The organism is Aestuariivirga sp., from assembly GCF_046294715.1.
Taxonomy (GTDB): Bacteria; Pseudomonadota; Alphaproteobacteria; order Rhizobiales; family Aestuariivirgaceae; genus Aestuariivirga.
Genome location: NZ_JBKBKI010000005.1, coordinates 94061 through 115972 on the forward strand (window position 1 = coordinate 94061; position 21912 = coordinate 115972).

The following is a 21912-nucleotide window of genomic DNA, read 5'->3' on the forward strand; positions in this document are numbered from 1 at the left end:
CAGGGCGGATGAGGGCTCTTGCCTACCCCTCCAGCCTCTGCCCCAGCTTGCCGGCGAGATCCTGGATGAACTGCCAGGCCACGCGGCCCGAGCGGCTGCCGCGCGTCGCCTGCCAGGCGATGGCTCTGGAGCGGAGCTCCTCGGCGCTCACCTTCAGCCCGAAGTGTTTGGCGTAACCCTCGATCATATCGAGGAATTCGTCCTGCGAGCAATTGTGGAAGCCGAGCCACAGCCCGAACCGGTCCGACAGCGAAACCTTCTCCTGCACCGCTTCCGACGGGTTGATGGCGGTGGAGCGCTCGTTCTCGATCATGTCGCGCGGCAGGAGGTGGCGGCGGTTCGATGTGGCGTAGAAAACCATGTTGACCGGCCGCCCCTCGATGCCGCCGTCGAGTGCCGCCTTGAGCGACTTGTAGGAGGTGTCGTCGGCGTCGAAGGAGAGATCGTCGCAGAACACGATGAAGCGATGGTCCGGCGCGCGGCGGACGACGTTCATGAGGAGGGGCAGGCTCTCGATGTCCTCGCGGTGGATCTCGACGAGCTTGAGCCTGCCGCCCGTGGCCTCGTTGATCTGGTGATGCGCCGCCTTGACGAGCGAGGACTTGCCCATGCCCCGCGCCCCCCAGAGCAGCGCGTTGTTGGCGGGAAGGCCTTTGGCGAAGCGCTCGGTGTTCTCGATCAGGATGTCGCGCGTGAGGTCTATGCCCTTGAGCAGCGAGAGGTCCACGCGGTTGACCCTTGGAACCGGCTCGAGTTCCGGGGGGCTCGCGTGCCAGACGAAGGCGGAGCAGACCTGGAGGTCCGGCTCCCTGGGCTTCCGGGGGGCCATACGCTCCAGCGCCTCGGCAATGCGCAACACCAGTTCTCGATCGGTTTCCTGTGCCATTCTGGCCTCTTAGCGGAGGGCGAGGGGCGGGTAAAGCGCCGCCAATCGATTGGTTGCAATAGAGGGAACCATCGCTATATTCCGCCCAAACTTTCGTTCGGGAGAATTCCGTGTTCATCACTCCGGCCTATGCCCAGGCTGCCGGCGCGCCCGGTGCAGGCGACTTCATCGGCATGATCCTGCCGCTCGTGCTCATCATGGGCGTGTTCTACTTCCTGCTGATCCGCCCGCAGCAGCGCAAGATGAAGGAACACCAGGAGATGCTGAAGAAGGTCGCCAAGGGCGACACCATCATCACCTCGGGTGGCCTCATCGGCAAGGTGGTGAAGGTGGTGGACGACAGCGAGCTCCAGGTCGAGGTCGGCGAGAACGTCAAGGTGCGCATCCTGCGCAGCGGCATCGCCGACGTGCGCGCCAAGGGCGAGCCCGTCAAGACCGAGACCAAGTAACACCGACATGCTGCATTTCCCGCGCTGGAAGACCATCGCCATCCTTGCCTCCATCTTGCTGGCGGTGGTGCTGGCGCTGCCCAACGCGCTGCCGCCGGATCTCCAGGCGCGGCTGCGCGACTGGAACCTCCGGCCCGTGACGCTGGGCCTCGACCTGCAAGGCGGCTCCAACGTGCTGCTCGAGGTCGACCGCGCCGACCTCTACGACAAGCTCACCCGGCAACTGGCGAGCGATGTGCGCAACACCATGCGCGATGCCAAGATCGGCTACAGCGGCCTCGCCCGCGCCGAGAACACGGTTCGCGTGCGGGTGACCAAGCCCGAGGACGTGGACCGCGCCGAGACCGAGCTGAGGAAGCTCCTGAACCCGCTGGAAAGCGGCCTCTTCGGCGGCGGCAGCAGCGTCAACCTGTTCGATCTGGCGCGTGACGGCCAGCAGTTCACCTTCTCCTTCTCGCCCCAGGGCCTCGATGCCAAGATCGCGCTCGCAATCAGCCAGAGCCTCAGGATCGTCGAGAACCGCGTGAATGCGCTCGGCACCTCCGAACCGATCATCCAGCAGCAGGGCAAGGACCGCATCGTCGTCCAGCTTCCCGGCATCCAGAACCCGGACCAGGTGAAGGACGTGATCGGCCGCACCGCCAAGCTGACCTTCCAGCTGCTCTGCGATGCCCAGCCCACCGCCCCGGGGCAGAACCCGCCGCCCGAATGCCAGTCCTTCCCGCTGAAGGACGATCCCAACCGGGAACTCTGGGTGCAGTCCTCGAGCCGCGCCACGGTGGATGGCGGCGACCTCGTCGATGCCCGCGGCTCCTTCGACCAGAACAACAATCCCGTCGTCTCCTTCCGCTTCAACACCAAGGGCGCAGAGCGCTTCGGCAAGCTGACGCGGGACAACGTCGGCAAGCCCTTCGCCATCATCCTGGACGAGAAGGTGGTGAGCTATCCGAACATCAACGAGCCGATCCTCGGCGGCTCCGGTCAGATCTCGGGCAATTTCACGGTGCAGGAGACCAACGACCTCGCCGTCGTCCTGCGCTCGGGCGCGCTGCCGGCCAAGCTCACGATCGTCGAGGAGCGCACGGTGGGCCCGAGCCTCGGTTCGGATTCGATCCGCGCCGGCCTCATCGCTTCGGCGATCGGGCTCGTCCTGGTGCTGGCCTTCATGATTCTGGGTTACGGGCTGTTCGGCCTCTTCGCCAACATCGCGCTGTTGGTGAACCTGCTCGCCCTCATCGCGCTCATGTCCTTTTTCGGCTTCACCCTGACGTTGCCCGGCATCGCCGGCATCGTGCTCACCATGGGCATGGCGGTGGACTCGAACGTGCTGATCTACGAGCGCATCCGTGAGGAGTGGCGCAACGGCCGCTCGGCGCTGAGTTCGATCGAGACGGGCTTCAAGGCGGCGCTCGGCACCATCTGGGACGCCAACCTGACCACGCTCGTCGCGGCGCTCGCGCTGTTCGGCGTCGGTTCGGGTCCGATCCGCGGCTTCGCCGTCACGCTGTTCATCGGCATCGTGACCACCATGTTCACCGCCTTCACGCTCACCCAGCTCATCGTCGCCTTCTGGGTCAAGGTGAAGCGCCCGAGGGAGGTTCCGCTCTAAGGCGGAACGGATTCCATGAAAGGCATTCGCTTCATCCCGGACGACACCAAGATTCCCTTCATGCGGTTCAGCCGCATCGGCTATCTGCTGTCCGGCATCCTCTGCGCCGCCTCGCTTCTTCTCTTCATCTTCGCCGGCCTCAACATGGGCGTCGATTTCAAGGGCGGCACGGTCATCACCATCCGCACCGAGCAGCCGGCCGACCTCGACCAGCTGCGCTCCACCATTAACGGTTTGGGCCTGGGTTCCGGTGAACTCCAGGAATTCGGCTCGCCCAACGACGTGCTGATCCGCATCGGCACGCAGGAGGGCGGCGAGGAGGCGCAGCAAGCCGCCGTCAACAAGATCAAGGCGGCGCTCGGCGCCGGTGTCGAGTATCGCAGCGTCGAGGTGGTGGGGCCGAAGGTCTCGGGCGAGCTCGCCGAGCAGGGCATCCTCGCCGTCGTGATCGCGCTGTTCCTCGTGCTCATCTATGTCTGGTTCCGCTTCGAGTGGCAGTTCGCCCTGGGCGCCATCGCCTCGCTGATGCATGACGTGATCCTCACCATCGGCCTGTTCAGCCTGCTCGGCCTCGAATTCAACCTGTCGATCATCGCCGCGATCCTCACCATCATCGGCTACTCGCTGAACGACACGGTGGTGATCTACGACCGCATCCGCGAGTTCCTGCGCAAGTACAAGTCCATGCCCTTCGTCGACCTGATGGACTTCTCCATCAACTCGGTGCTGCCGCGCACGCTGATGACGTCCGTCTCGGTGCTGCTGGCGCTGCTGGCCCTCTACATCTGGGGCGGCGAGGTGATCTCGGGCTTCACCTTCACCATGATCTGGGGCGTGCTGGTCGGCACCTATTCCTCCTTCTTCATTGCCACGCCGGTGCTGCTGCTGCTCGGCACGCCGCGCGATTCCCAGAAGTCGGCCGAGGCCAAGGCGGCAGCCGCCGCAAGGCCGTGATGGCGCATTTTCCGGGTCGGGTCCCGATCGACTCCTACGGCGCAGGGGGCTTCGGCTTCGCGGAGATGTCGCATCGCGGTTCGATCCTTGCGTTGCCCTCCGGCATCCATGCCTGGAACCCTGATCCGCTCGCCCTGAAGCCCGAGGATTTCGCCCCGGTTCTGGCGGAGCGCGATGCAATCGAGCTTCTCGTCATCGGCACGGGGCTGGCCATGGCCCGCCCACCGAGGCCCGTGCGCGAGGCTCTCGCGGCTGCCGGCATCATGATCGATCCGATGGCCACGGGCCATGCCGTCGCCACCTACAATCTCCTGCTGGCGGAGAAGCGCCGCGTGGCGGCCGCCTTGATCGCGGTCGACCATCGCGCATGAGCGACGTGCAGGAGAGCGTTCGCAGGCACGACCGCGACCGTTTCCTCTCGAGCCTCTTCGCACCGGACGGGAAACGGCCGCATCTCCTGGCGCTCTATGCCTTCAACGCCGAGGTGGCTCGGGTGCGCGATGTGGTGAGCGATCCCAACATCGGGCTGATCCGCCTGCAATGGTGGCGGGACACCCTGGAAAGCGGCGCCAGTGGCGGCCACCCCGTGGCTGAGGCGCTGTTCTCCGCGATGAAGGAGGGAGGCCTGCCGAAGCAGGCGCTCGTCGATCTCGTCACCGCCCGCGAGTTCGACCTCTTCGAGGACAGGATGCCGGGCCTCACCGAGCTCGAGGCTTATCTCGGCGAAACCCATTCGCGCCTCATCCAGATGGCGGCGATGATCCTCGACCGCGATGCCGCGGCGAGAGCGAGCGAGGCGGCGGGGCTCGCCGGCGTTGCGCAGGGCCTGGCACTGATCCTTGGCGAACCGCGCACCCGCGACCCCTTCCTCCCCGAAGGCATGGACGTGAAGGCGGCGCTCGAGCACGCGGAGAAACGCCTGGCCGAGGCAATGGCGCTTCTCCCCGCGCTGCCCAGATCCGTCCTCCCGGCCTTCCTGCCGGTGAGCCTCACCGGAACCTACCTGAAACGCATCGCCCAAGCGCCGGATGAAGCCCTGAACGTCTCGCCGCTGAGGCGCCAGCTGATCATGTGGTGGACGGCACGGCGCTGGGGGTAGTGGTTCGAGCACGCGGACTTAAGACCACTCACTCCGCCGCCTTTGCCTGCGCATGCCCGATCCACACCTCGAAATCCGCCCTGGCGCGAGCCGTATAGGCACGCTTCCTCTCCACCGCCTGCTCGGCATGTTTCAGACGCTTGCCATCCTTGGACCTCACCTTCTCGACGGGCGGGAAGAGCCCGAAGTTCACGTTCATCGGCTGGAAGGAGGAGCCGCGCTGGTCCGTCGTCTCGATGTGCCCGCCGGTGATGTGGTTGATGAGCGCGCCATGGGCAGTGGTGGGCGGCGGCAGGTGGAAGGGCCGGCCCAGCGCCTCCGCCGCGGCCATGCGGCCCGCCATCAGCCCCATGGCGGCGCTCTCGACATAGCCTTCGACACCCGTGATCTGCCCCGCAAAGCGCAGGCGCGGCTCAGCCTTCAGGCGCAACGATCCGTCGAGAACGCGGGGGCTGTTGAGGAAGGTGTTGCGGTGGAGGCCGCCAAGCCGCGCGAACTCCGCCCTTTCGAGCCCGGGAATGCTGCGGAACACCTTCACCTGCTCGGCATATTTGAGCTTCGTCTGGAAGCCGACCATGTTGTAGAGCGTTCCCAGCTTGTTGTCCTGCCGGAGCTGGACCACGGCGTAGGGCTTCTCCTCGGGCTTGTGCGCATTGGTGAGGCCGCGCGGCTTCATCGGCCCGTGGCGCAGCGTCTCGGGCCCGCGCTCCGCCATCACCTCGATCGGCAGGCAGCCGTCGAAATAGGGCGTGGTCTTCTCCCATTCCTTGAAGTCGCCCTTTTCGCCTTCGATCAGCAGGCGCACGAATGTCTCGTACTGCTCCCTGTTCATCGGGCAGTTGATGTAGTCCTTGCCGGTGCCGCCCGGCCCCACCTTGTCATAGCGGGACTGGAACCAGGCCACGTCCATGTCGATCGTCTCGCGGTGGACGATGGGCGCGATGGCGTCGAAGAAGGCGAGCTGGTCCTCGCCGGTCAGCGACTGGATCGCCCCGGCGAGGGCGGGGGAGGTGAGGGGGCCGGTGGCGATGATGACGCTCGCCCAATCGGCAGGCGGCAGGCCCGCGACCTCGCCCTCCGCGACGGTGACGAGCGGATGCCGCCTCAGCGTCTCGGTGACCTCCGCCGAGAACGCCTCGAGGTCGACCGCGAGAGCGCCGCCGGCTGGCACCTGGTGACGGTCCGCCATGGCCATGATGAGGGAACCTGCCTGCCGCATCTCCCAGTGGAGGAGCCCCACGGCATTTTGCTCGGCATCGTCCGAGCGGAAGGAATTGGAGCAGACGAGCTCGGCGAAGCCTCCCGTCTTGTGCGCCTCGGTTCCCACCCTCGGCCGCATCTCGTGGAGGATCACGGGCACGCCCGCTCCCGCCGCCTGCCAGGCCGCCTCGGAACCCGCCATGCCGGCGCCGATGATGTGAATGGGTCTTGTCATGGCAGGGCTCGTAGCATGGGGAACCTGGAGGTGAAAGACTTCGGCTCTTTCTCCGGTTCCGCCGGCGGAGTAGGATTCCGGCCCATGAGCACGACACTGAAAGACATCTCCTCCGAACTCGATGCCATCCGCGCCCAGTCCCTCTGGAAGACGGAGCGTCCGATCCTCGGTCACCAGTCCTCGCACATCGCGGTCCAGGGCGGCCGAGAGGTCCTGAATTTTTGCGCCAACAACTATCTGGGCCTGGCGGATCATCCCGCGCTGGTCGCCGCGGCCAAGGAGGCGCTCGACACGCATGGGCTCGGCATGGCGTCGGTGCGCTTCATCTGCGGCACGAGCGACCTGCACCTCGCGCTGGAACGCCGCATCGCGGATTACCTCGGCATGGATGATTCGATCCTGTTCGCCGCCTGCTTCGACGCCAACGGCGCGGTGTTCGAGCCGCTCTTCGGCGAGCAGGATGCGATCGTCTCGGATGCGCTGAACCATGCCTCCATCATCGACGGCATCCGCCTCTCCAAGGCCCGCCGCTTCCGCTTCGCCAACGGCGACATGAACGACCTCGAGGCGCAGCTCAAGGCGGCGCGGGAGGGCGGCGCGCGGCGCGTCATCATCGTGACGGACGGCGTGTTCTCGATGGACGGGTATTTCGCCAAGCTCGCAGAGATCCGCTCGCTGGCGGACCGGTTCGACGCACTGGTCATGGTGGACGACTGCCACGCCACCGGCTTCATCGGCCCGGAAGGCCGCGGCACGCCGCATCGCGCCGGCGTCAAGGTGGACATCCTCACCGGCACGCTCGGCAAGGCGCTGGGCGGCTCCGCGGGGGGCTACATCGCCGCCAGCCAGCCCATCGTGGACCTGATGCGCCAGAGGGCCAGGCCCTATCTCTTTTCCAACGCCCTGCCGCCGCCCATCGTGGCCGCCGGCCTCACGGCAATCGACCTGGCCGAACGGGGAGACGATCTGCGCGGCAAGCTTTTCGCCAATGCCGCGCGCTTCCGCGCCGGCATGGCGGCTGCTGGCTTCAAGCTGCTCCCCGGCGAGCATCCCATCATCCCCGTGATGCTGGGCGAGGCGAAGCTGGCGCAGGAGATGGCGGCGAAGCTCTATCAGAAGGGAATCTACGTGACCGGTTTCTTCTTTCCCGTGGTGCCGAAGGGCCAGGCGAGAATCCGCACGCAGATGTCGGCGGCGCATTCGGAGCAGGACATCGACACGGCCATCGCCGCCTTCACGCAAGCGGGCCGCGAACTGGGGGTGATCTGATCATGCGTGCATTGGTGAAGGCGGAGAAGGCCGAGGGCCTCGTCATGCGGGACGAGCCCGTGCCGCAGATCGGGCCGGACGACATCCTGATCAAGGTGGCGAAGACCGGCATCTGCGGCACCGACCTCCACATCTGGAAATGGGACGAGTGGGCTCAGAAGACGATCCCCGTGCCGATGGTGGTGGGCCACGAATTCGCAGGCGTCGTCGAGGCGGTGGGAAGCCACGTGCGCACGGTGAAGCTGGGCGACCGCGTCTCCGGCGAGGGCCATCTCATCGGCATGAAGAGCCGCATGGCCAGGGCCGGCCATTTCCACCTCGATCCCGAGACGAAGGGCGTCGGCGTCAACGTGCCCGGCGCCTTCGCCGACTACCTGAAGATCCCCGCCTTCAACGCCATCCACCTGCCGCCCGAAATCGACGACGAGATCGGCGCCATCCTCGATCCGCTGGGCAATGCCGTGCACACGGCCCTCTCCTTCGACCTCGTGGGAGAGGACGTGCTGATCACCGGGGCAGGCCCCATCGGCATCATGGCCGCCGCCGTCTGCCGCCACGTCGGCGCGCGCCATGTGGTGGTGACCGACATCAACGACTACCGCCTCGACCTCTGCAACCAGGTCACGGACGCGGTGACCGTCAACGTCTCCCGTGAGGACCTGGTGGACGTGATGCACCGCCTGAGGATGAGCGAGGGCTTCGACATCGGGCTCGAGATGTCGGGCGCTCCGAAGGCCTTCGACCAGATGGTGGACCGCATGATCATGGGCGGCAAGATCGCGATGCTCGGCATTCCGTCGGGCCCCACCACGGTGGACTGGAACCGGGTGATCTTCAAGTCGCTCACCATCAAGGGCATCTACGGCCGCGAGATGTTCGAGACCTGGTACAAGATGATCGCCATGCTGCAGTCCGGCCTCGACGTGAGGAAGGTCATCACCCACCGCATGAAGGCGGAGGACTATGCCCAGGGCTTCGCCCTCATGAAGCAGGGCAGCTGCGGCAAGGTGGTTCTCGACTGGCAATGAGCGGCCGTCCCGCCAAGGGACGGTGAAAAGCTTTGCATGAACGTGTCGTTCACGCTCTGATTGAAATCACCTCCTGACCTAAGTGTATTGAAGTTTTGGCAGTGTAAACCCGGAACAGTTGTATTCCGGGAGCAGTGCCATGGCGCACAATCACGATCCCCACCGCCCGATAGCTCGCTGGCGCGCCTCTCGACGGGGCAGCATCACGGTGATGTTCGCGCTGTCGGCACTCATCGTCTTGACGGCCGCTGGAATGGCGATCGACTACATCATGTACCTTCAGGAGCGCGACAAGCTGGCTGCCGTGGCGGATGCCGCGGTCCTCGCGGCCGTTTCAGAGGCGCGCCGGATGGAGGAGGACGGCAAGGGCGAGGGCCTCGCCGGCAAGGCCGGGCGCAACGCTGCGATTGGCATGTGGGATGCCAATACCCAGTCCGCGGGGGTCCAGGAAGGAAGCAAGCGGCTGTTTGCCATAGACAGGGTGGGCGCCAACTGGAACGCCTCCGTGACCTATTGGCGATTTTACCGGCCGCACTTCATGTCTCTGGTCGGCGTCGATCGACTTCCGATCGAAGGCTATGCGGAGGCCTCGACGCAGATCGTCAAGCCGATGGAGTATTGGGAGTTCCACATCGTGGTCGACACTTCCGCCTCCATGGGCATCGGCGCGTCCGAAGCGGACATGGAGAATATGTTTGCAGACCCTGAGATGGCCTGGGACCGCGACCCCTACAAGGATCAGAAATGCATGTTCGCCTGCCATGTCGACAAGAACAACGAAAAGTATGACAACACGGTCGCCGTCGCGCGCAGGAACGGTCACAGGCTGCGGATCGACATCGTCGAGGATGCGGTGGGCGCGCTGATCGACACCATGCTGCAGAAGGGCCGCAGCGGCTATGTCTCGGTGCAGCTCTGGGGGATGAGCGATGATGCGCGGGTGCTGGTGCCGCTCACCACGACCCTCAAGGATGTGCGCAGCTACAACATTCTGATCGACGAAGTGCAGGCATCGATTGGCAACACGCATTTTCCCCAGGCGATGGAGACGATCACCGAGTCGGTCGGAAGGGGTTTCGTCGGAAAGGCGGCCAAGTGGCCGAGGAAGGCCGTCTTCATCATCACCGATGGCGTCTACGACACCGACCCGGTGCTGAACTGGGGCGTGACGCCAAGCCGCCTCGTGAAGTACGACGATGGGAATGGCCATCACGTGACGGGCCCTTTCGAGGCCAGGCTGTGCAACTCGCTAAAGGGAAGCAACGTGGTGGTCGGCACGCTGCAGGTCGACTATTACGGCGGCTTTTACGGCGCGAAGAAGTGGGTGGAGCCGATCCGGGACTACATCAAGCCTGGCCTCAGGGAGTGCGCCTCCCCAGGCCTGTTCCGCAACGCCACCTCGCCTGCCGGCATTCAGAACGCACTGCAGAGCATGCTGGAGGCCACGATGCTGGCCGGCGAGGTTCGCCTCACGGAGTGAAGGCGGCAGCCCGCCTTGCCAACCGGGCGGATGAGGCTTAACCGGAGGGGAACAGCAAGCCTTCCTGCCCGAGTCCGCCCATGCTCAACGCCTACGGAACAGCCAATGGCTGCCTGACCGAGTTCCCCGCCACCGCCGCGCCGGCAGTGCCGCCGGACACTGTCTGGCTCGATCTCGTGGAACCCACGGCGGAGGAGGAGGCCGCCGTCGAGGCGGCGCTGGGCATCGACATCCCGACGCGCGAGGAACTGGCCGAGATCGAGGCCTCGAGCCGCCTTTACCAGGAGGACGGCGCCGCCTTCATGACCGCGAACCTGATCCGCCGCGGCGACAACGACCAGCCGGAATCCTCCCCCGTCACCTTCATCATCAAGGACAACATCCTCATCACCATCCGCTATCATCACCCTCAGGCCTTCCCGGTCTATGTGAAGCGGGCGATGAAGCCGCAGACCACCGCGATGACAGGCTGGGGCATCCTGATCTCGCTGCTCGAGGCGGTGGTGGACCGCGCCGCCGACCATCTGGAACGCGCCGCGCTCATCGTCGACGACACCTCGAAGAAGACCTTCGGCGCCAAGCGCGCGCTCTCGGGCGTCCACAAGCAGAACCCGCGCCGCGGCGTGAACCTGCAACAGCTGATCGAGAACATCGGCGAGGAGGGCGACTTCGTTTCCAAGATGCGCGAGAGCCTCGTCTCCATCGGCCGCCTCGTGGCCTTTATGCAGGCGATCTCGGACCAGATGCGGGAGAGCAAGCAGACGAAGGAAAACCGCGCCCGCATCAAGATCCTGCAGCGCGACATCGTCTCGCTCACCGACCACGCCACGTTCCTCTCCGGCAAGATCAGCTTCCTGCTCGATGCGGTGCTGGGCCTGATCTCGATCGAGCAGAACGGAATCATCAAGATCTTCTCGGTGGCGGCGGTGGTGTTCCTGCCGCCCACGCTGGTGGCCTCGATCTACGGCATGAACTTCGAGTTCATGCCCGAACTGCACTGGCGGATCGGCTATCCCTTCGCACTGCTGCTGATGGTCGTGTCGGCGATCCTGCCCTTCTACTATTTCAAGCGGAAGGGCTGGCTCTGATGCCGCTGGTGCTCTGGGTGGCGCTGGGCGGCAGCATCGGCGCGGCGGCGCGCTACGGCGTGAATGTCTGGTCCGGCAGGGTGCTGGGCGGGGAGTTCCCCTGGCACACGCTGATCGTCAACGTCGCGGGCTGCTTCGCGATGGGCGTCCTCACCGGCCTTCTGGCGCTGAAGCTCAACCTGTCGCAGGAGATGCGCGCCTTCCTGACCACGGGCATTCTGGGCGGCTTCACGACCTTCTCCGCCTTCTCGCTCGATTTTGCGCTGCTCGTCGAGCGGAAGGCCACATTCGCCGCCGGGGCCTATGCGGCGGCCTCTGTGTTCCTCTCCATTGCCGCGGTGTTCGCCGGTCTCCAACTGATACGTGCAGTGGCACCATGAGCGAAGTGAAGCGACACGTGGTGGCGGCGGAGGAAGCCGGCATGCGGCTCGACCGCTGGTTCCGGCTGCATTTCCCGCAGGTGACCTTCGCCTATCTGAACAAGCTCACCCGCACCGGGCAGGTGCGGGTCGGGGGCGCGCGCGCCAAGACCAACACGCGCCTTGAGGCGGAGCAGGAAATCCGCGTGCCCCCGCTCGCCTTCGACACCCGCCCGGCGGACCTCCCCAAGGCCGAGGTGAAGCCGCTCTCCCCGCAGGAGCGCCGGCTGTTCGACTCGATGGTCATCCACGAAGACCGCGACGTCTATGTGCTGAACAAGCCTCCTGGCTTCGCCGTGCAGGGCGGTACCAAGACCCATCGACACCTCGACGGGCTCCTGATGGGCCTCGGCGCGGAACTGGGAGAGCGCCCGCTGCTGGTTCACCGGCTGGACCGGGATACCTCCGGCGTCATCGTCATCGCCAAGCGCCGCTCCGTGGCCGCCGCACTGGGCAAGCTCTTCGCCACCCGCGCCGTGAAGAAGACCTATTGGGCGCTGGTCCAGGGTGTGCCGAAGCCGGGCCAGGGCCGGATCGAAGTGGCGCTCATCAAGGCCAAGGGCCCGGAGGGCGACCGCATGCGCGCCTCGAAGACGGGCGAGGAGGAGGACGAGCAGCGCGCCGTCACCCACTACGCCGTGATCGACAAGGCGCCGCCCGTTGCCGCCTGGGTGTCGCTCAAGCCCGTCACCGGCCGCCAGCACCAGCTCCGCGCCCACATGGCGCATGTCGGCACGCCGATCATGGGCGACGAGAAATATGGCGGGCTCGAAGCAATGCCCGAGGGCATGGACCGGAAGCTCCATCTCCACGCCCGCCGGATCATCTTCCCGCATCCGCGCGAGGGCGTGATCGACATCTCCGCACCCCTGCCGGAGCACATGCTGCGGAGCTTCGCCCTGTTCGGTTTCGATCCCGGCCGCTTCGAGGAGGGGGAGGGATGAAGCTCGCCATCTTCGACGTGGACGGCACCCTGGTGGACTCGAGCGCCATGATCGCCGCCTCGCTCACCTCCGCCTTCAGGGCGGAGGGCCTGCCCATGCCGGAGCGCGCGCGCATGATGGGGATCGTCGGGCTGTCGCTCCTGGAGGCGATGAAGGCCCTGGCGCCCGAGCAGGAGCCTGCAGCGCATGAACGGCTCGCGGCCGCCTACAAGCAGGCTTTCTGGGAACATCGGGCCCGGGGCGAGCACACCGAGGCGCTGTTCGAAGGCGCCCACGAACTCCTGGCGAGGCTCCGCTCGCGCAGCGACGTCGTGCTCGGGATTGCCACCGGCAAGTCTCGCCGCGGCGTTGCCCACCTGATCGAAAAACATGGTTATGAAGGCTGGTTCGCCACCGTGCAGACGGCGGACGAGCACCCATCGAAGCCGCACCCGTCCATGCTCGCAGCGGCACTCTCGGAGACGGGCCTCGCGCCGGGCGCGGCCGTCATGATCGGCGACACGAGCTATGACATCGCCATGGCCCGCGCCGCCGGCGTTTGGGCGGCGGGAGTGGCTTGGGGCAACCATGCGGCGGCCGAGCTCGGCAAGGCTGGCGCTCATAGCATTGCCAATGATTTCAAGGAGTTGGAGCTGCAGCTTGATTCACTTTGGCAGGAGAACGTGCGATGAGCGGCAGGCGCCGCTTCTACAAGTCCGTCTCCGTCACCGGTGACCTCGGCATCGCGCTCGACGGGCGGCCGGTGAAGACGCCGATGAAGGCGCCGCTCAGGCTGCCGACCCGCGCTCTCGCAGAGGCCGTGGCCGGGGAATGGGACGCCCAGCGGGAGAAGATCGATCCCGCTTCCATGATTTTCACGCGGCTCGCCAACACCGCGATCGACCGCGTGGGGCCGAACCGCGAGCGTATCGAGGCGGAGGTGCTCGAATACGCCAACAGCGATCTCGTCTGCTACCGCGCCGATCGGCCGCCCCAGCTGGTGGAACGCCATGCCCGGGAGTGGGACCCTGTCGTCGACTGGGCCCGTACCACCCTCGACGCCCCCTTCGAGGTGACGGTCGGCGTCATCCACAAGACCCAGCCCACATCCGCGATCAGTGCCTGCGAGGCGGCGCTCGAGGAGCTGAACGACTTCGAACTCGCTGCCTTTCACGCGATCATGACGCTCACAGGCTCCGCCCTCATCGCCCTGATGCTTGCCCGCCGCGCCGCCGTGCCCGAGGCGGCCTGGATCGCGGCCCATGTGGACGAGGATTACCAGGTCGAGCAATGGGGCCAGGACGAGGAGGCGCAAGTCCGCCGCGCCGCCCGCTACACCGAGTTCATCGCCTGTTGCAGGTTCCTGGCCCTGGCCCACGACTAGGGAAAGGGCTCCGGTCACGGAAATCGTCAGCCTTTCGGCTGATTTGACGGGGCCAGCGGCGGGCCTTAACACCTTCGGGACATTTTCCTTTCCCGGAGTTGCCGCCATGCAGGAGATCCTCGAGAAGCTTGAAGCCCGCCGCGTCCAGGCGCGCGCCGGGGGCGGTGAGAAGCGCGTGGCCGCCCAGCATGCCAAGGGCAAGCTCACCGCGCGCGAGCGGATCACGCTGCTCCTCGACGAGGGCTCCTTCGAGGAGTTCGACATGTTCGTCGAACACCGCTGCACCGATTTCGGCATGGAAAGCCAGAAGCTGCCGGGCGATGGCGTCATCACCGGCTGGGGCACCGTCAACGGCCGCGTCGTCTATGTTTTTGCCAAGGATTTCACGGTCTTCGGCGGTTCGCTCTCGGAGGCGCACGCCCGGAAGATCACCAAGATTCAGGACATGGCGCTGCAGAACCGCGCACCCATCATCGGCCTCTTCGATGCCGGCGGTGCGCGCATTCAGGAGGGCGTGAACGCGCTCGGCGGCTATGGCGAGGTGTTCCAGCGCAACGTGCTGGCCTCGGGCGTCATCCCGCAGATCTCGGTCATCATGGGGCCCTGCGCTGGAGGAGACGTCTACTCCCCCGCCATGACGGACTTCATCTTCATGGTGCGCGACACGAGCTACATGTTCGTGACGGGCCCCGACGTGGTGAAGACGGTGACCAACGAGACGGTGACGGCCGAGGAACTGGGCGGCGCGTCGGTGCATACCACCAAGTCCTCGATCGCCGACAAGGCCTATGAGAACGACGTCGAGGCGCTCCTGCAGATGCGCCGGCTTCTGGACTTCCTGCCGTCCTCCAACACCTCGCCGCTCCCCGAACTGCCGAGCTTCGATGCGCCGGAGCGCGTCGACAACTCCCTCGACACGCTGATCCCGGCCAACCCCAACCAGCCCTACGACATGAAGGAACTCATCCTCAAGATCGTCGACGAGGGCGATTTTTTCGAGATCCAGGAGGCGCATGCCCGCAACATCGTCACGGGGTTGGCCCGCATCAACGGCCGCACGGTGGGAATTGTGGCGAACCAGCCCATGGTGCTGGCGGGCGTGCTCGACAGTGACGCCGGCCGCAAGGGCGCGCGCTTCGTCCGCTTCTGCGACTGCTTCAACATCCCGATCGTGACGCTCGTCGACGTGCCGGGCTTCCTCCCCGGCACGGCGCAGGAATATGGCGGCCTCATCAAGCACGGCGCCAAGCTGCTCTTCGCCTATGCCGAGGCCACCGTCCCGAAGATCACCCTCATCACCCGCAAGGCCTATGGCGGGGCCTATGTGGTCATGGCCTCGAAGCACCTTCGCGGCGACGTCAACTATGCCTGGCCCACCGCCGAGATCGCAGTGATGGGATCGAAGGGTGCCGCCGAGATCATCTACCGCTCGGAACTGTCGGACGCGGCCAAGATCCAGTCCCGCATCAAGGATTACGAGGCGCGCTTCGCCAACCCCTTCGTGGCCGCCGAGCGCGGATTCCTCGACGAGGTGATCATGCCGCACTCGACGAGGCGCCGCATCGCCCGCGCCCTCAACATGCTGCGCCACAAGGAACTCCAGAACCCCTGGAAGAAGCACGACAACATCCCGCTGTGAGGGCCGCTTTCGGCCCCTCGGCAGACCGGCCTTGATGCGATAGTCTCCCTGCCATGGAAACGTCCGAACTCGCCACCCGCCTGGGCCTCGCGCTGGCCTTGGGCTTCGTCATCGGGCTCGAGCGCGGGTGGAAGGAGCGTGACGAGGGCGAGGGCAGGCGCGCCGCGGGCCTTCGAACCTTTTCCCTCATCGGCATGCTAGGCGGCGTCTTCGGCCTGCTTTCGCTGGGCGGCGACAGGCTTCTAATTTCCGCAGGTTTCATCACCACCAGTCTCGTTCTGGCCTTCTTCATCTGGCGCGAGCACGAGCGCGAGGGCGACTACAGCGCAACGACGCTGGTGGCCGCACTCCTCACCTTCGTTCTTGGGGCTCTGGCCGTGCTGGGAAACATGGCCGTCGCGGCGGGGGCGGGGGTCGCCACGGTGGGGCTCCTCGCCTACAAGACCCAGCTGCACGGCTTCCTCGCCCGCATCACCTGGGACGAACTCCGCTCCGGCCTGCTGCTCGCCGCCATGACCTTCATCGCCCTGCCGCTGCTGCCGGACCGCGCCCTTGATCCCTGGGACGCCCTCAACCCGCATGATCTCTGGCTGGTCACCATCCTCATCGCCGCCGTCTCCTTCGCGGGCTACGTGGCGGTGAAGCTCATCGGGCCTTCGCGCGGCATCGTGCTTTCGGCGGCGGTGGGAGGGCTCGTTTCCTCCACCGTGGTGACGCTCTCGCTCGCCAGGCTGGCGCGTGCCAATGCCGGGCGCGTTCAGCTCCTCACCGGCGGCATACTGGCTTCAGGCGGGGTGATGATGGCGCGCGTCCTCGTCCTCGCGGGCGCCCTCAACCTGTCGCTGGCTGCGGCGCTTGCAATCCCCCTCATCGCGGCGGCGCTGTTCCAGCTCCTTGCCGCGCTGCTCCTCATCGGCCGCGAAGCGCGCGCGGGAGGCGAGAAGCCCGAGGAACTCGTCCACCGCAACCCGTTCCTTCTCTCCGAAGTGCTTCGCTTCGGCGCCATACTCGCGGCGGTGATGCTGGCCGCCGCCGTGGCGCAGAGCATCTATGGGGATGGCGGCCTCATGGCGGTAGCGGCCATTTCCGGGCTGGCCGACGTCGACGCCCTGACGCTGTCGGTTGCCAACATGGGGCCGGCGACGGCGGTGGGCGTGGCGGCGGTGCTGCTCACCATCGGCGTCAACAACATCGCCAAGTCGGTCTATGGCTGGGTGGCCGGCGGCACGAGGCTCGGGCTGCTTCTGCTCGCCTTCAACCTTGCCGCCATGGCGGTGGCCGTGGCAGCCTATTATCTTCTTCCCTCGCTGCCCCTTCAGAGCCTCGCCACGCCATGACCGATGACATCCGAAAGACTCTGCCGCCCATGGGCGCCATCGAGTTCGCCATCGGCATGGCCTTGCGCTACTTCTTCTTCGGCCTGCGGCTGGTGTTGACCTGGGCGGTGCTGTTCCTGCCGGTGCTGGCACTGGCGTGGTTCGCCGTTTTCGGTGGCGCGGCCCCGGATCTTTCGGGGCTAAGGCCGCTCGACATCGCGGTGATGGCAGTTTTCGCCGCCGCGGCGCTGTTCGCCACCTTTTCCATTGCCGTCAACTGGCATCGGCGCGTGCTGCTCGACGAGCGCCCGCGCGGCCTCGGCTGGGTAAGGCTCGACCGGGTGGTCTGGCGCTATGTATTCGGCCTGCTGCTCATGATCATGGTGATGGGCCTCTATGCCGGCGCGGCCTATGGGGTCGCGGCGCTGGCGGCTCCCGCGCTCGCACCGCAACTCGGGCCCGCGGCACAGCCGCTTGCCATCGCCGTCGCCGTTCTTCTCGGGCTTTCTGCGCTGTTCACCCTCTATCGCCTGTCGAGCTGGCTCGCCGCCATCGCGGTGGGAGACAAGAGCTACACGTTGAAGGCCGCCTGGCGCACCACGCGAAAGAACCGCTTCGCCTATCTCGGCTTCACCTTCTGGCTGCTCTTCACGCTGGCGCTCGCCGGCGGCCTCGGGGCAGGGGCCTTCTTTGCCCAGCAGGCTTTTCCCGAACCATGGGTGAAGGCCGTAGCCTTCGTCTTCATCGGTATCCTCGGCTGGCTGTCGATCTTCCTTGTGGCCACCGTCCCGGCCAGCCACTACCGGCATTTCGCCTTCTCGCCCGAAGAGGAGGGGCGTTAAACACGTTTTAATTGCAATTTCCGATCATTGTGGATGTGCAATCCTGACAAGGAACCGTCATGTCCAGTTTCCGGGCGATCCCGGCTGCCTTTTATGTGCTCGGAACAGTGGCCACCCACATCGATCAGGCCCTGCGCATGTCCTGGCCCTGGTTGCTGGTCGCTGCTGGGGTGCGGCTGGTCGCACTCCTCCTGATGCCGGTGCTGACCGACGAACTTGCAGCCGACAGCACCGCACTCATCGGCCAGGCCTGGGACGCCCTCTGGCTCTACCTGCTTTACTCCTCGGTCTATACGGTTGCCTTCGCCTCGATCGCCGTGAACTGGCACCGCTACGTGCTCGAGGAAGAAGCCCCCGGGGTCATGGATCTGCTGAGGCTGGATGCGCCGGTCTGGCGCTATGTCTGGAACATCGTCCTGACCTACATTGGGGGCGGCGTCATCTTTGGCGCGGCGATCCTTCCCATCGCGATCGTGGCCCGCAATGCGGCAGCTGCCGGAGGCGAGCGGCTGGGGCTCATGGCGGCCGGCGCAACCGTCATCACCGCCGTTGTCTTGGTCGGCCTCGTGGTGCTCCGCCTGGCCATCAAGCTGCCTGCCGTTGCGGTGGACCGCAGCGGCTACGGGTTCTTCCAGGCCTGGCTGGACAGCGGCGGCAACAATGTCAGGCTACTGGGCTTCTTCATCATGGTGCTGGCCGGCATCGGCCTGCCATTCCTGCTGATCGAGGCGGCAGCCCTTTACCTGCTCTCCCTTGCCGGCGAGGGCGCACTCACCGCCGGCGGGCTCGTCCTCGAGATTGCAGGCGCATGGCTGATCACCATCGTGGGCGCGACCATGCTGAGCGTTCTCTACGCCGTCTTCGCCGAAGGCCGCGACGTCTGAACCCGTTCGCCCACCAGGTCATACTCCTCCGCCTCGACGATCTTCACCCGCACCATGTCGCCGGGCTTCAAGTCCGTCTCGCCGGGGAGGAAAACGTTGCCGTCGATCTCCGGCGCGTCCCAGGGGGAGCGGGCGATGGCTTCCTCGTTCTCCTCGTCGATCTCGTCGACCAGCACGTCGACCTCGCGGCCGACCTTCGACTGGAAGATCTCGGCCGAAATCTCCTGCTGGGCCGCCATGAACCGCTCCCAGCGTTCCTGCTTCACCTCTTCAGGCACTTGCGGCAGACCCAGCTCATTGGCCTTCGCGCCCGAAACGGGCTCGTACTTGAAGCATCCAGCGCGCTCGATGCGGGCTTCCTTCATCCATTGCAGGAAGTATTCGAAATCCTCCTCCGTCTCGCCCGGGAAGCCGACGATGAAGGTGGAGCGGATGGCGATGTCCGGGCAGATCCTGCGCCATGCGGACAGGCGGTCGAGCACCTTCTCCTGGTTCGCCGGGCGACGCATCGCCTTCAGCACGTTAGGTGCGGCGTGCTGGAAGGGAATGTCGAGATAGGGAAGGATCTTTCCCTCCGCCATCAGCGGGATCACCTCGTCCACATGCGGATAGGGGTAGACGTAATGCATGCGGATCCAGGCGCCGAGATCGCCGAGCTCCCTCGCAAGGTCGTAGAACCTCGCCTTCACCTCGCGGCCGTGGAACTTGGACGCCGCGTATTTGATGTCGACGCCATAGGCCGAAGTGTCCTGGCTGATGACGAGCAGTTCCTTCACCCCCGCTTTCACCAGCCGCTCCGCCTCGTAGAGCACCGAGGCGACGGGCCGGGAAACGAGGTCGCCGCGGATCGAGGGGATGATGCAGAAGGAGCAGCGGTTGTTGCAGCCCTCCGAGATCTTGAGATAGGCATAGTGCTTCGGCGTGAGGTGGAGGCCCTGCGGGGGCACAAGGTCGAACTTGGGATCATGCGCCGGCGGGATGGCCTTGTGCACGGCACCCACCACCGCCTCGTACTGGTGAGGGCCGGTGACGGCGAGAACGCCGGGATGCGCCTTCATGATGGTGTCCGCCTCGACACCCATGCATCCCGTGACGATGACCCGGCCATTCTCCTCCATCGCCTCTCCGATGGCGGCCAGCGACTCGGCTTTCGCACTGTCGAGAAAGCCGCAGGTATTGACGAGCACCACGTCGGCATCCTCGTAGCCGGGCGACATGACGTAGCCTTCGGCGCGCAGCTGCGTGATGATGCGTTCGGAATCGACCAGCGCCTTGGGGCAGCCGAGCGAGACGAGGCCGATCTTGGGGACATGCTTGTTCATGGGGCGGCTCCATAGCGGAGCGGACCAGAGAGTGCAATTCACTCGCGTTTGGCGAGCTTCACGCCCGGCCGCAAATCGGGCATGATTCCCATGGATCGGCAACGCCACGTTGCAGCGGGGATTGACATGACTTCACGACGGAACCTTCTTCTGGCGCTCGGCGCGCTGATGCTGCCGCAGGCCGCAGAGGCGGCAACGGCAAAGAAGAAGCCGCGCCCGGAGCCGCGCCTCGTCATCACCATCAGCAAGGTGAGCCAGAAGATGACGGTGAAGCTCGATGGCAACACGCTTTACCGCTGGAAGGTCTCGACCGGCGCCCGGGGCTATGACACGCCGAGCGGCTCCTTCCGCCCCTTCCGCATGGAGAAGGAACATTATTCCGCGGAGTGGGACGATGCGCCGATGCCGCACTCGATCTTCTTCACTTCGCGCGGCCATGCCGTGCACGGCAGCTACCACGTGAAGAGCCTGGGGCGGCGGGCCTCGCACGGCTGCGTGCGCCTCCACCCCGACAACGCCGCGAAGCTCTTCGCTCTGGTGAAGAAGACGGGCCTCAGCAACACGCGGGTGGTGGTGACCGGGGGCTTCTTTTCCGGCGGCGACCTGGGCGAGTTCGGCGACATCCTGGAAGCCGAGCGCAAGAAGTTCATGAAGGCCGGTTCCTTCCTCGATTCCATTCCGGACTGAGGCTCACCGGAGCTTGAGGCATTTCTCGTAGCGCCTCATCACCGCACGGGCGAAGCGCTCGGTCGTCATGTTGCTGGTGATCTTTGGGCTCTTGAGCCTGATCTGCGGCACCATGGCATAAGGCGCCTTCCGGCCGATTTTCTTCTCGTAGGCCGCGGACACGCGGTGATAGGTCGCCGTGTCCCGGAAGCCAAAGGCCTTTCCCTGCAGGAGATCGGCGCGGATCTCCTTTTCGCCGAGCCCCAGGCCGAGGCGGCGCACGGCCTTTTCCGTTGCACTCGGCTCCGTCTGCGCTTCGCCTTTGCCGTAGATGAGGAGGTCCCCGTCCAGGGCGAGCTGGTCACCCGAAAGCTCCGCCACCATGTGCTGGAAGGCGGCGTTCCGGCTGGCAAAGCGTCCGGCGTTGAAATCGGCGAAGACATAAAGGCGGGAGCCATAGCCGGCGTGGTAGCCGAGCAGCATGCGCGTGCCGTAATTGACGCCGCCCGCGCGCGTATAGAGCTCGTCCCTCAGCTTCCAGATCGCGCTCGCGGTGAGGCGGCGGCCCTTGGCCTTCTCGACCTCCGCCGCGGCATAGGAGATCGACACCTGCATCGAGCCGAGCGTGCTCACCGGATTCACCGCATCCACGCGGCCCGCGACCGCGGGCGTGTTGAGAAGCCGTGTCGTCGCATATTCGCGGAACAGGTAGAAGGCCATGTTGCGAAAGACGAGGTCGAGGTCGCGCTCGGTCTTCGCCGCGCGGATGAGTTTCAGATAGCTCTTCTCGGGCGAAGGCCTGGTGGCGAGGAAGAGATGCACGCCGGCGTGGGCGCCGGCGGGTAGCAGGGGGATGGACCTGACCTTCTCCTCGATCTCCTTCTCGGCCATCCGGCCGAGCCCCTTCACCTCCGGATTGGCGGTGAAGGTCGATTCCTGCTCGATCACCGCCATCACGCTGCACACATTCTGCCGCGTGGTACGGATCCCATTCCGCTTCAGCGCCTCGAACACGTCACGCCCCCAGCCCGAGGGATCCTTGCCCCGGGGAACGATGCGGTTGGCGAGTGCCACGGTCTGCCGGCGGCTGAGCAGGGTGCCGTCCGGCTCATGGGAGAACGCCCCGGGCGCTCCGAAGAGACCCGCTCCAGCGATCACCACCATCAACGCCCCAGCGATCCGCCGCCGCATCCTTCCGACTTCCGAAACCCTGTGCCAAC

General features: G+C 65.8%; 22 protein-coding genes. 18 read left to right on the plus strand and 4 right to left on the minus strand.

The genetic code is table 11. The annotated features are described in order from the left end of the window. Positions 1–22: 22 nt before the first annotated feature. Positions 23–886: an ATP-binding protein gene (locus ACK4HL_RS05505; RefSeq protein WP_409757039.1), complete on the minus strand. Its 864-nt coding sequence runs from the start codon at positions 884–886 to the stop codon at positions 23–25. A 110-nt stretch (positions 887–996) separates the two neighbouring features. Between ACK4HL_RS05505 and yajC the strand changes: the two genes are divergently transcribed. Genes yajC through ACK4HL_RS05530 form a run of 5 tightly spaced genes read left to right on the plus strand, consistent with a single transcriptional unit; the run spans position 997 to position 4997 of the window. After that, positions 997–1335 (plus strand): preprotein translocase subunit YajC, encoded by a 339-nt coding sequence (gene yajC, locus ACK4HL_RS05510; protein ID WP_409757040.1) that lies wholly within the window; start codon positions 997–999, stop codon positions 1333–1335. Positions 1336–1342: 7 nt separating this feature from the next. Then, positions 1343–2944, plus strand: coding sequence for a protein translocase subunit SecD (secD, locus tag ACK4HL_RS05515; protein WP_409757041.1), 1602 nt, complete (start codon positions 1343–1345; stop codon positions 2942–2944). Between the two features lie 15 nt (positions 2945–2959). Further along, the gene (secF, locus tag ACK4HL_RS05520) at positions 2960–3898 is read left to right on the plus strand and encodes a protein translocase subunit SecF (RefSeq protein ID WP_409757042.1); all 939 of its coding nucleotides are present in this window, start codon (positions 2960–2962) and stop codon (positions 3896–3898) included. Further along, positions 3898–4269, plus strand: coding sequence for an Mth938-like domain-containing protein (locus tag ACK4HL_RS05525; RefSeq protein ID WP_409757043.1), 372 nt, complete (start codon positions 3898–3900; stop codon positions 4267–4269). The genes secF and ACK4HL_RS05525 overlap by 1 nt, the downstream gene beginning before the upstream one ends. Continuing rightward, a complete protein-coding gene (locus tag ACK4HL_RS05530) occupies positions 4266–4997 on the plus strand; it encodes a phytoene/squalene synthase family protein (protein ID WP_409757044.1) in 732 nt (243 codons plus the stop codon). Before ACK4HL_RS05525 ends, ACK4HL_RS05530 begins: the two co-directional genes overlap by 4 nt. A gap of 28 nt (positions 4998–5025) precedes the next feature. On the opposite strand, the gene trmFO is transcribed toward ACK4HL_RS05530, so the two are convergent. Beyond that, complete coding sequence (gene trmFO, locus ACK4HL_RS05535) at positions 5026–6432, minus strand: methylenetetrahydrofolate--tRNA-(uracil(54)-C(5))-methyltransferase (FADH(2)-oxidizing) TrmFO (protein WP_409757045.1); 1407 nt, start codon at positions 6430–6432, stop codon at positions 5026–5028. Between the two features lie 84 nt (positions 6433–6516). Between trmFO and ACK4HL_RS05540 the strand changes: the two genes are divergently transcribed. The 12 genes from ACK4HL_RS05540 to ACK4HL_RS05595 all read left to right on the plus strand — a co-directional run bounded on the left by ACK4HL_RS05540 (position 6517) and on the right by ACK4HL_RS05595 (position 18704). Next, positions 6517–7701 (plus strand): glycine C-acetyltransferase, encoded by a 1185-nt coding sequence (locus ACK4HL_RS05540; protein ID WP_409757046.1) that lies wholly within the window; start codon positions 6517–6519, stop codon positions 7699–7701. Positions 7702–7703: 2 nt separating this feature from the next. Continuing rightward, positions 7704–8729, plus strand: coding sequence for an L-threonine 3-dehydrogenase (gene tdh / locus ACK4HL_RS05545; protein WP_409757047.1), 1026 nt, complete (start codon positions 7704–7706; stop codon positions 8727–8729). A gap of 139 nt (positions 8730–8868) precedes the next feature. Further along, entirely contained in the window at positions 8869–10209 is a 1341-nt protein-coding gene (locus tag ACK4HL_RS05550) for a pilus assembly protein TadG-related protein (RefSeq protein WP_409757048.1), read from the plus strand. 80 nt (positions 10210–10289) lie between these two features. Next, positions 10290–11297 carry a magnesium/cobalt transporter CorA gene (corA, locus tag ACK4HL_RS05555; RefSeq protein WP_409757049.1) on the plus strand — a complete coding sequence of 336 codons (1008 nt, stop codon included), beginning with the start codon at positions 10290–10292 and terminating at the stop codon, positions 11295–11297. Next, entirely contained in the window at positions 11297–11677 is a 381-nt protein-coding gene (crcB, locus tag ACK4HL_RS05560; RefSeq protein ID WP_409757050.1) for a fluoride efflux transporter CrcB, read from the plus strand. Before corA ends, crcB begins: the two co-directional genes overlap by 1 nt. Further along, positions 11674–12660, plus strand: a complete 987-nt coding sequence (locus ACK4HL_RS05565) for an RluA family pseudouridine synthase (protein ID WP_409757051.1) — start codon at positions 11674–11676, stop codon at positions 12658–12660. Before crcB ends, ACK4HL_RS05565 begins: the two co-directional genes overlap by 4 nt. Then, positions 12657–13331: an HAD-IA family hydrolase gene (locus ACK4HL_RS05570; RefSeq protein ID WP_409757052.1), complete on the plus strand. Its 675-nt coding sequence runs from the start codon at positions 12657–12659 to the stop codon at positions 13329–13331. Before ACK4HL_RS05565 ends, ACK4HL_RS05570 begins: the two co-directional genes overlap by 4 nt. Then, positions 13328–14023: an ATP12 family chaperone protein gene (locus tag ACK4HL_RS05575; protein WP_409757053.1), complete on the plus strand. Its 696-nt coding sequence runs from the start codon at positions 13328–13330 to the stop codon at positions 14021–14023. The genes ACK4HL_RS05570 and ACK4HL_RS05575 overlap by 4 nt, the downstream gene beginning before the upstream one ends. 106 nt (positions 14024–14129) lie before the next feature. Beyond that, positions 14130–15662: an acyl-CoA carboxylase subunit beta gene (locus ACK4HL_RS05580; protein WP_409757054.1), complete on the plus strand. Its 1533-nt coding sequence runs from the start codon at positions 14130–14132 to the stop codon at positions 15660–15662. A gap of 53 nt (positions 15663–15715) precedes the next feature. Continuing rightward, positions 15716–16999: an MgtC/SapB family protein gene (locus ACK4HL_RS05585; protein WP_409757055.1), complete on the plus strand. Its 1284-nt coding sequence runs from the start codon at positions 15716–15718 to the stop codon at positions 16997–16999. Then, positions 16996–17820 carry a hypothetical protein gene (locus tag ACK4HL_RS05590; RefSeq protein WP_409757056.1) on the plus strand — a complete coding sequence of 275 codons (825 nt, stop codon included), beginning with the start codon at positions 16996–16998 and terminating at the stop codon, positions 17818–17820. The genes ACK4HL_RS05585 and ACK4HL_RS05590 overlap by 4 nt, the downstream gene beginning before the upstream one ends. 59 nt (positions 17821–17879) lie before the next feature. Then, positions 17880–18704 carry a hypothetical protein gene (locus tag ACK4HL_RS05595; RefSeq protein ID WP_409757057.1) on the plus strand — a complete coding sequence of 275 codons (825 nt, stop codon included), beginning with the start codon at positions 17880–17882 and terminating at the stop codon, positions 18702–18704. On the opposite strand, the gene rimO is transcribed toward ACK4HL_RS05595, so the two are convergent. Next, positions 18671–20026 carry a 30S ribosomal protein S12 methylthiotransferase RimO gene (gene rimO, locus ACK4HL_RS05600; protein WP_409757058.1) on the minus strand — a complete coding sequence of 452 codons (1356 nt, stop codon included), beginning with the start codon at positions 20024–20026 and terminating at the stop codon, positions 18671–18673. The genes ACK4HL_RS05595 and rimO overlap by 34 nt on opposite strands. 126 nt (positions 20027–20152) lie before the next feature. Between rimO and ACK4HL_RS05605 the strand changes: the two genes are divergently transcribed. Then, positions 20153–20713: a L,D-transpeptidase gene (locus tag ACK4HL_RS05605; RefSeq protein WP_409757059.1), complete on the plus strand. Its 561-nt coding sequence runs from the start codon at positions 20153–20155 to the stop codon at positions 20711–20713. Between the two features lie 3 nt (positions 20714–20716). Here ACK4HL_RS05605 and ACK4HL_RS05610 read toward each other — a convergent pair whose 3' ends face one another. Next, positions 20717–21883 carry a DUF1615 family protein gene (locus ACK4HL_RS05610; RefSeq protein WP_409757060.1) on the minus strand — a complete coding sequence of 389 codons (1167 nt, stop codon included), beginning with the start codon at positions 21881–21883 and terminating at the stop codon, positions 20717–20719. Positions 21884–21912 lie beyond the last annotated feature (29 nt).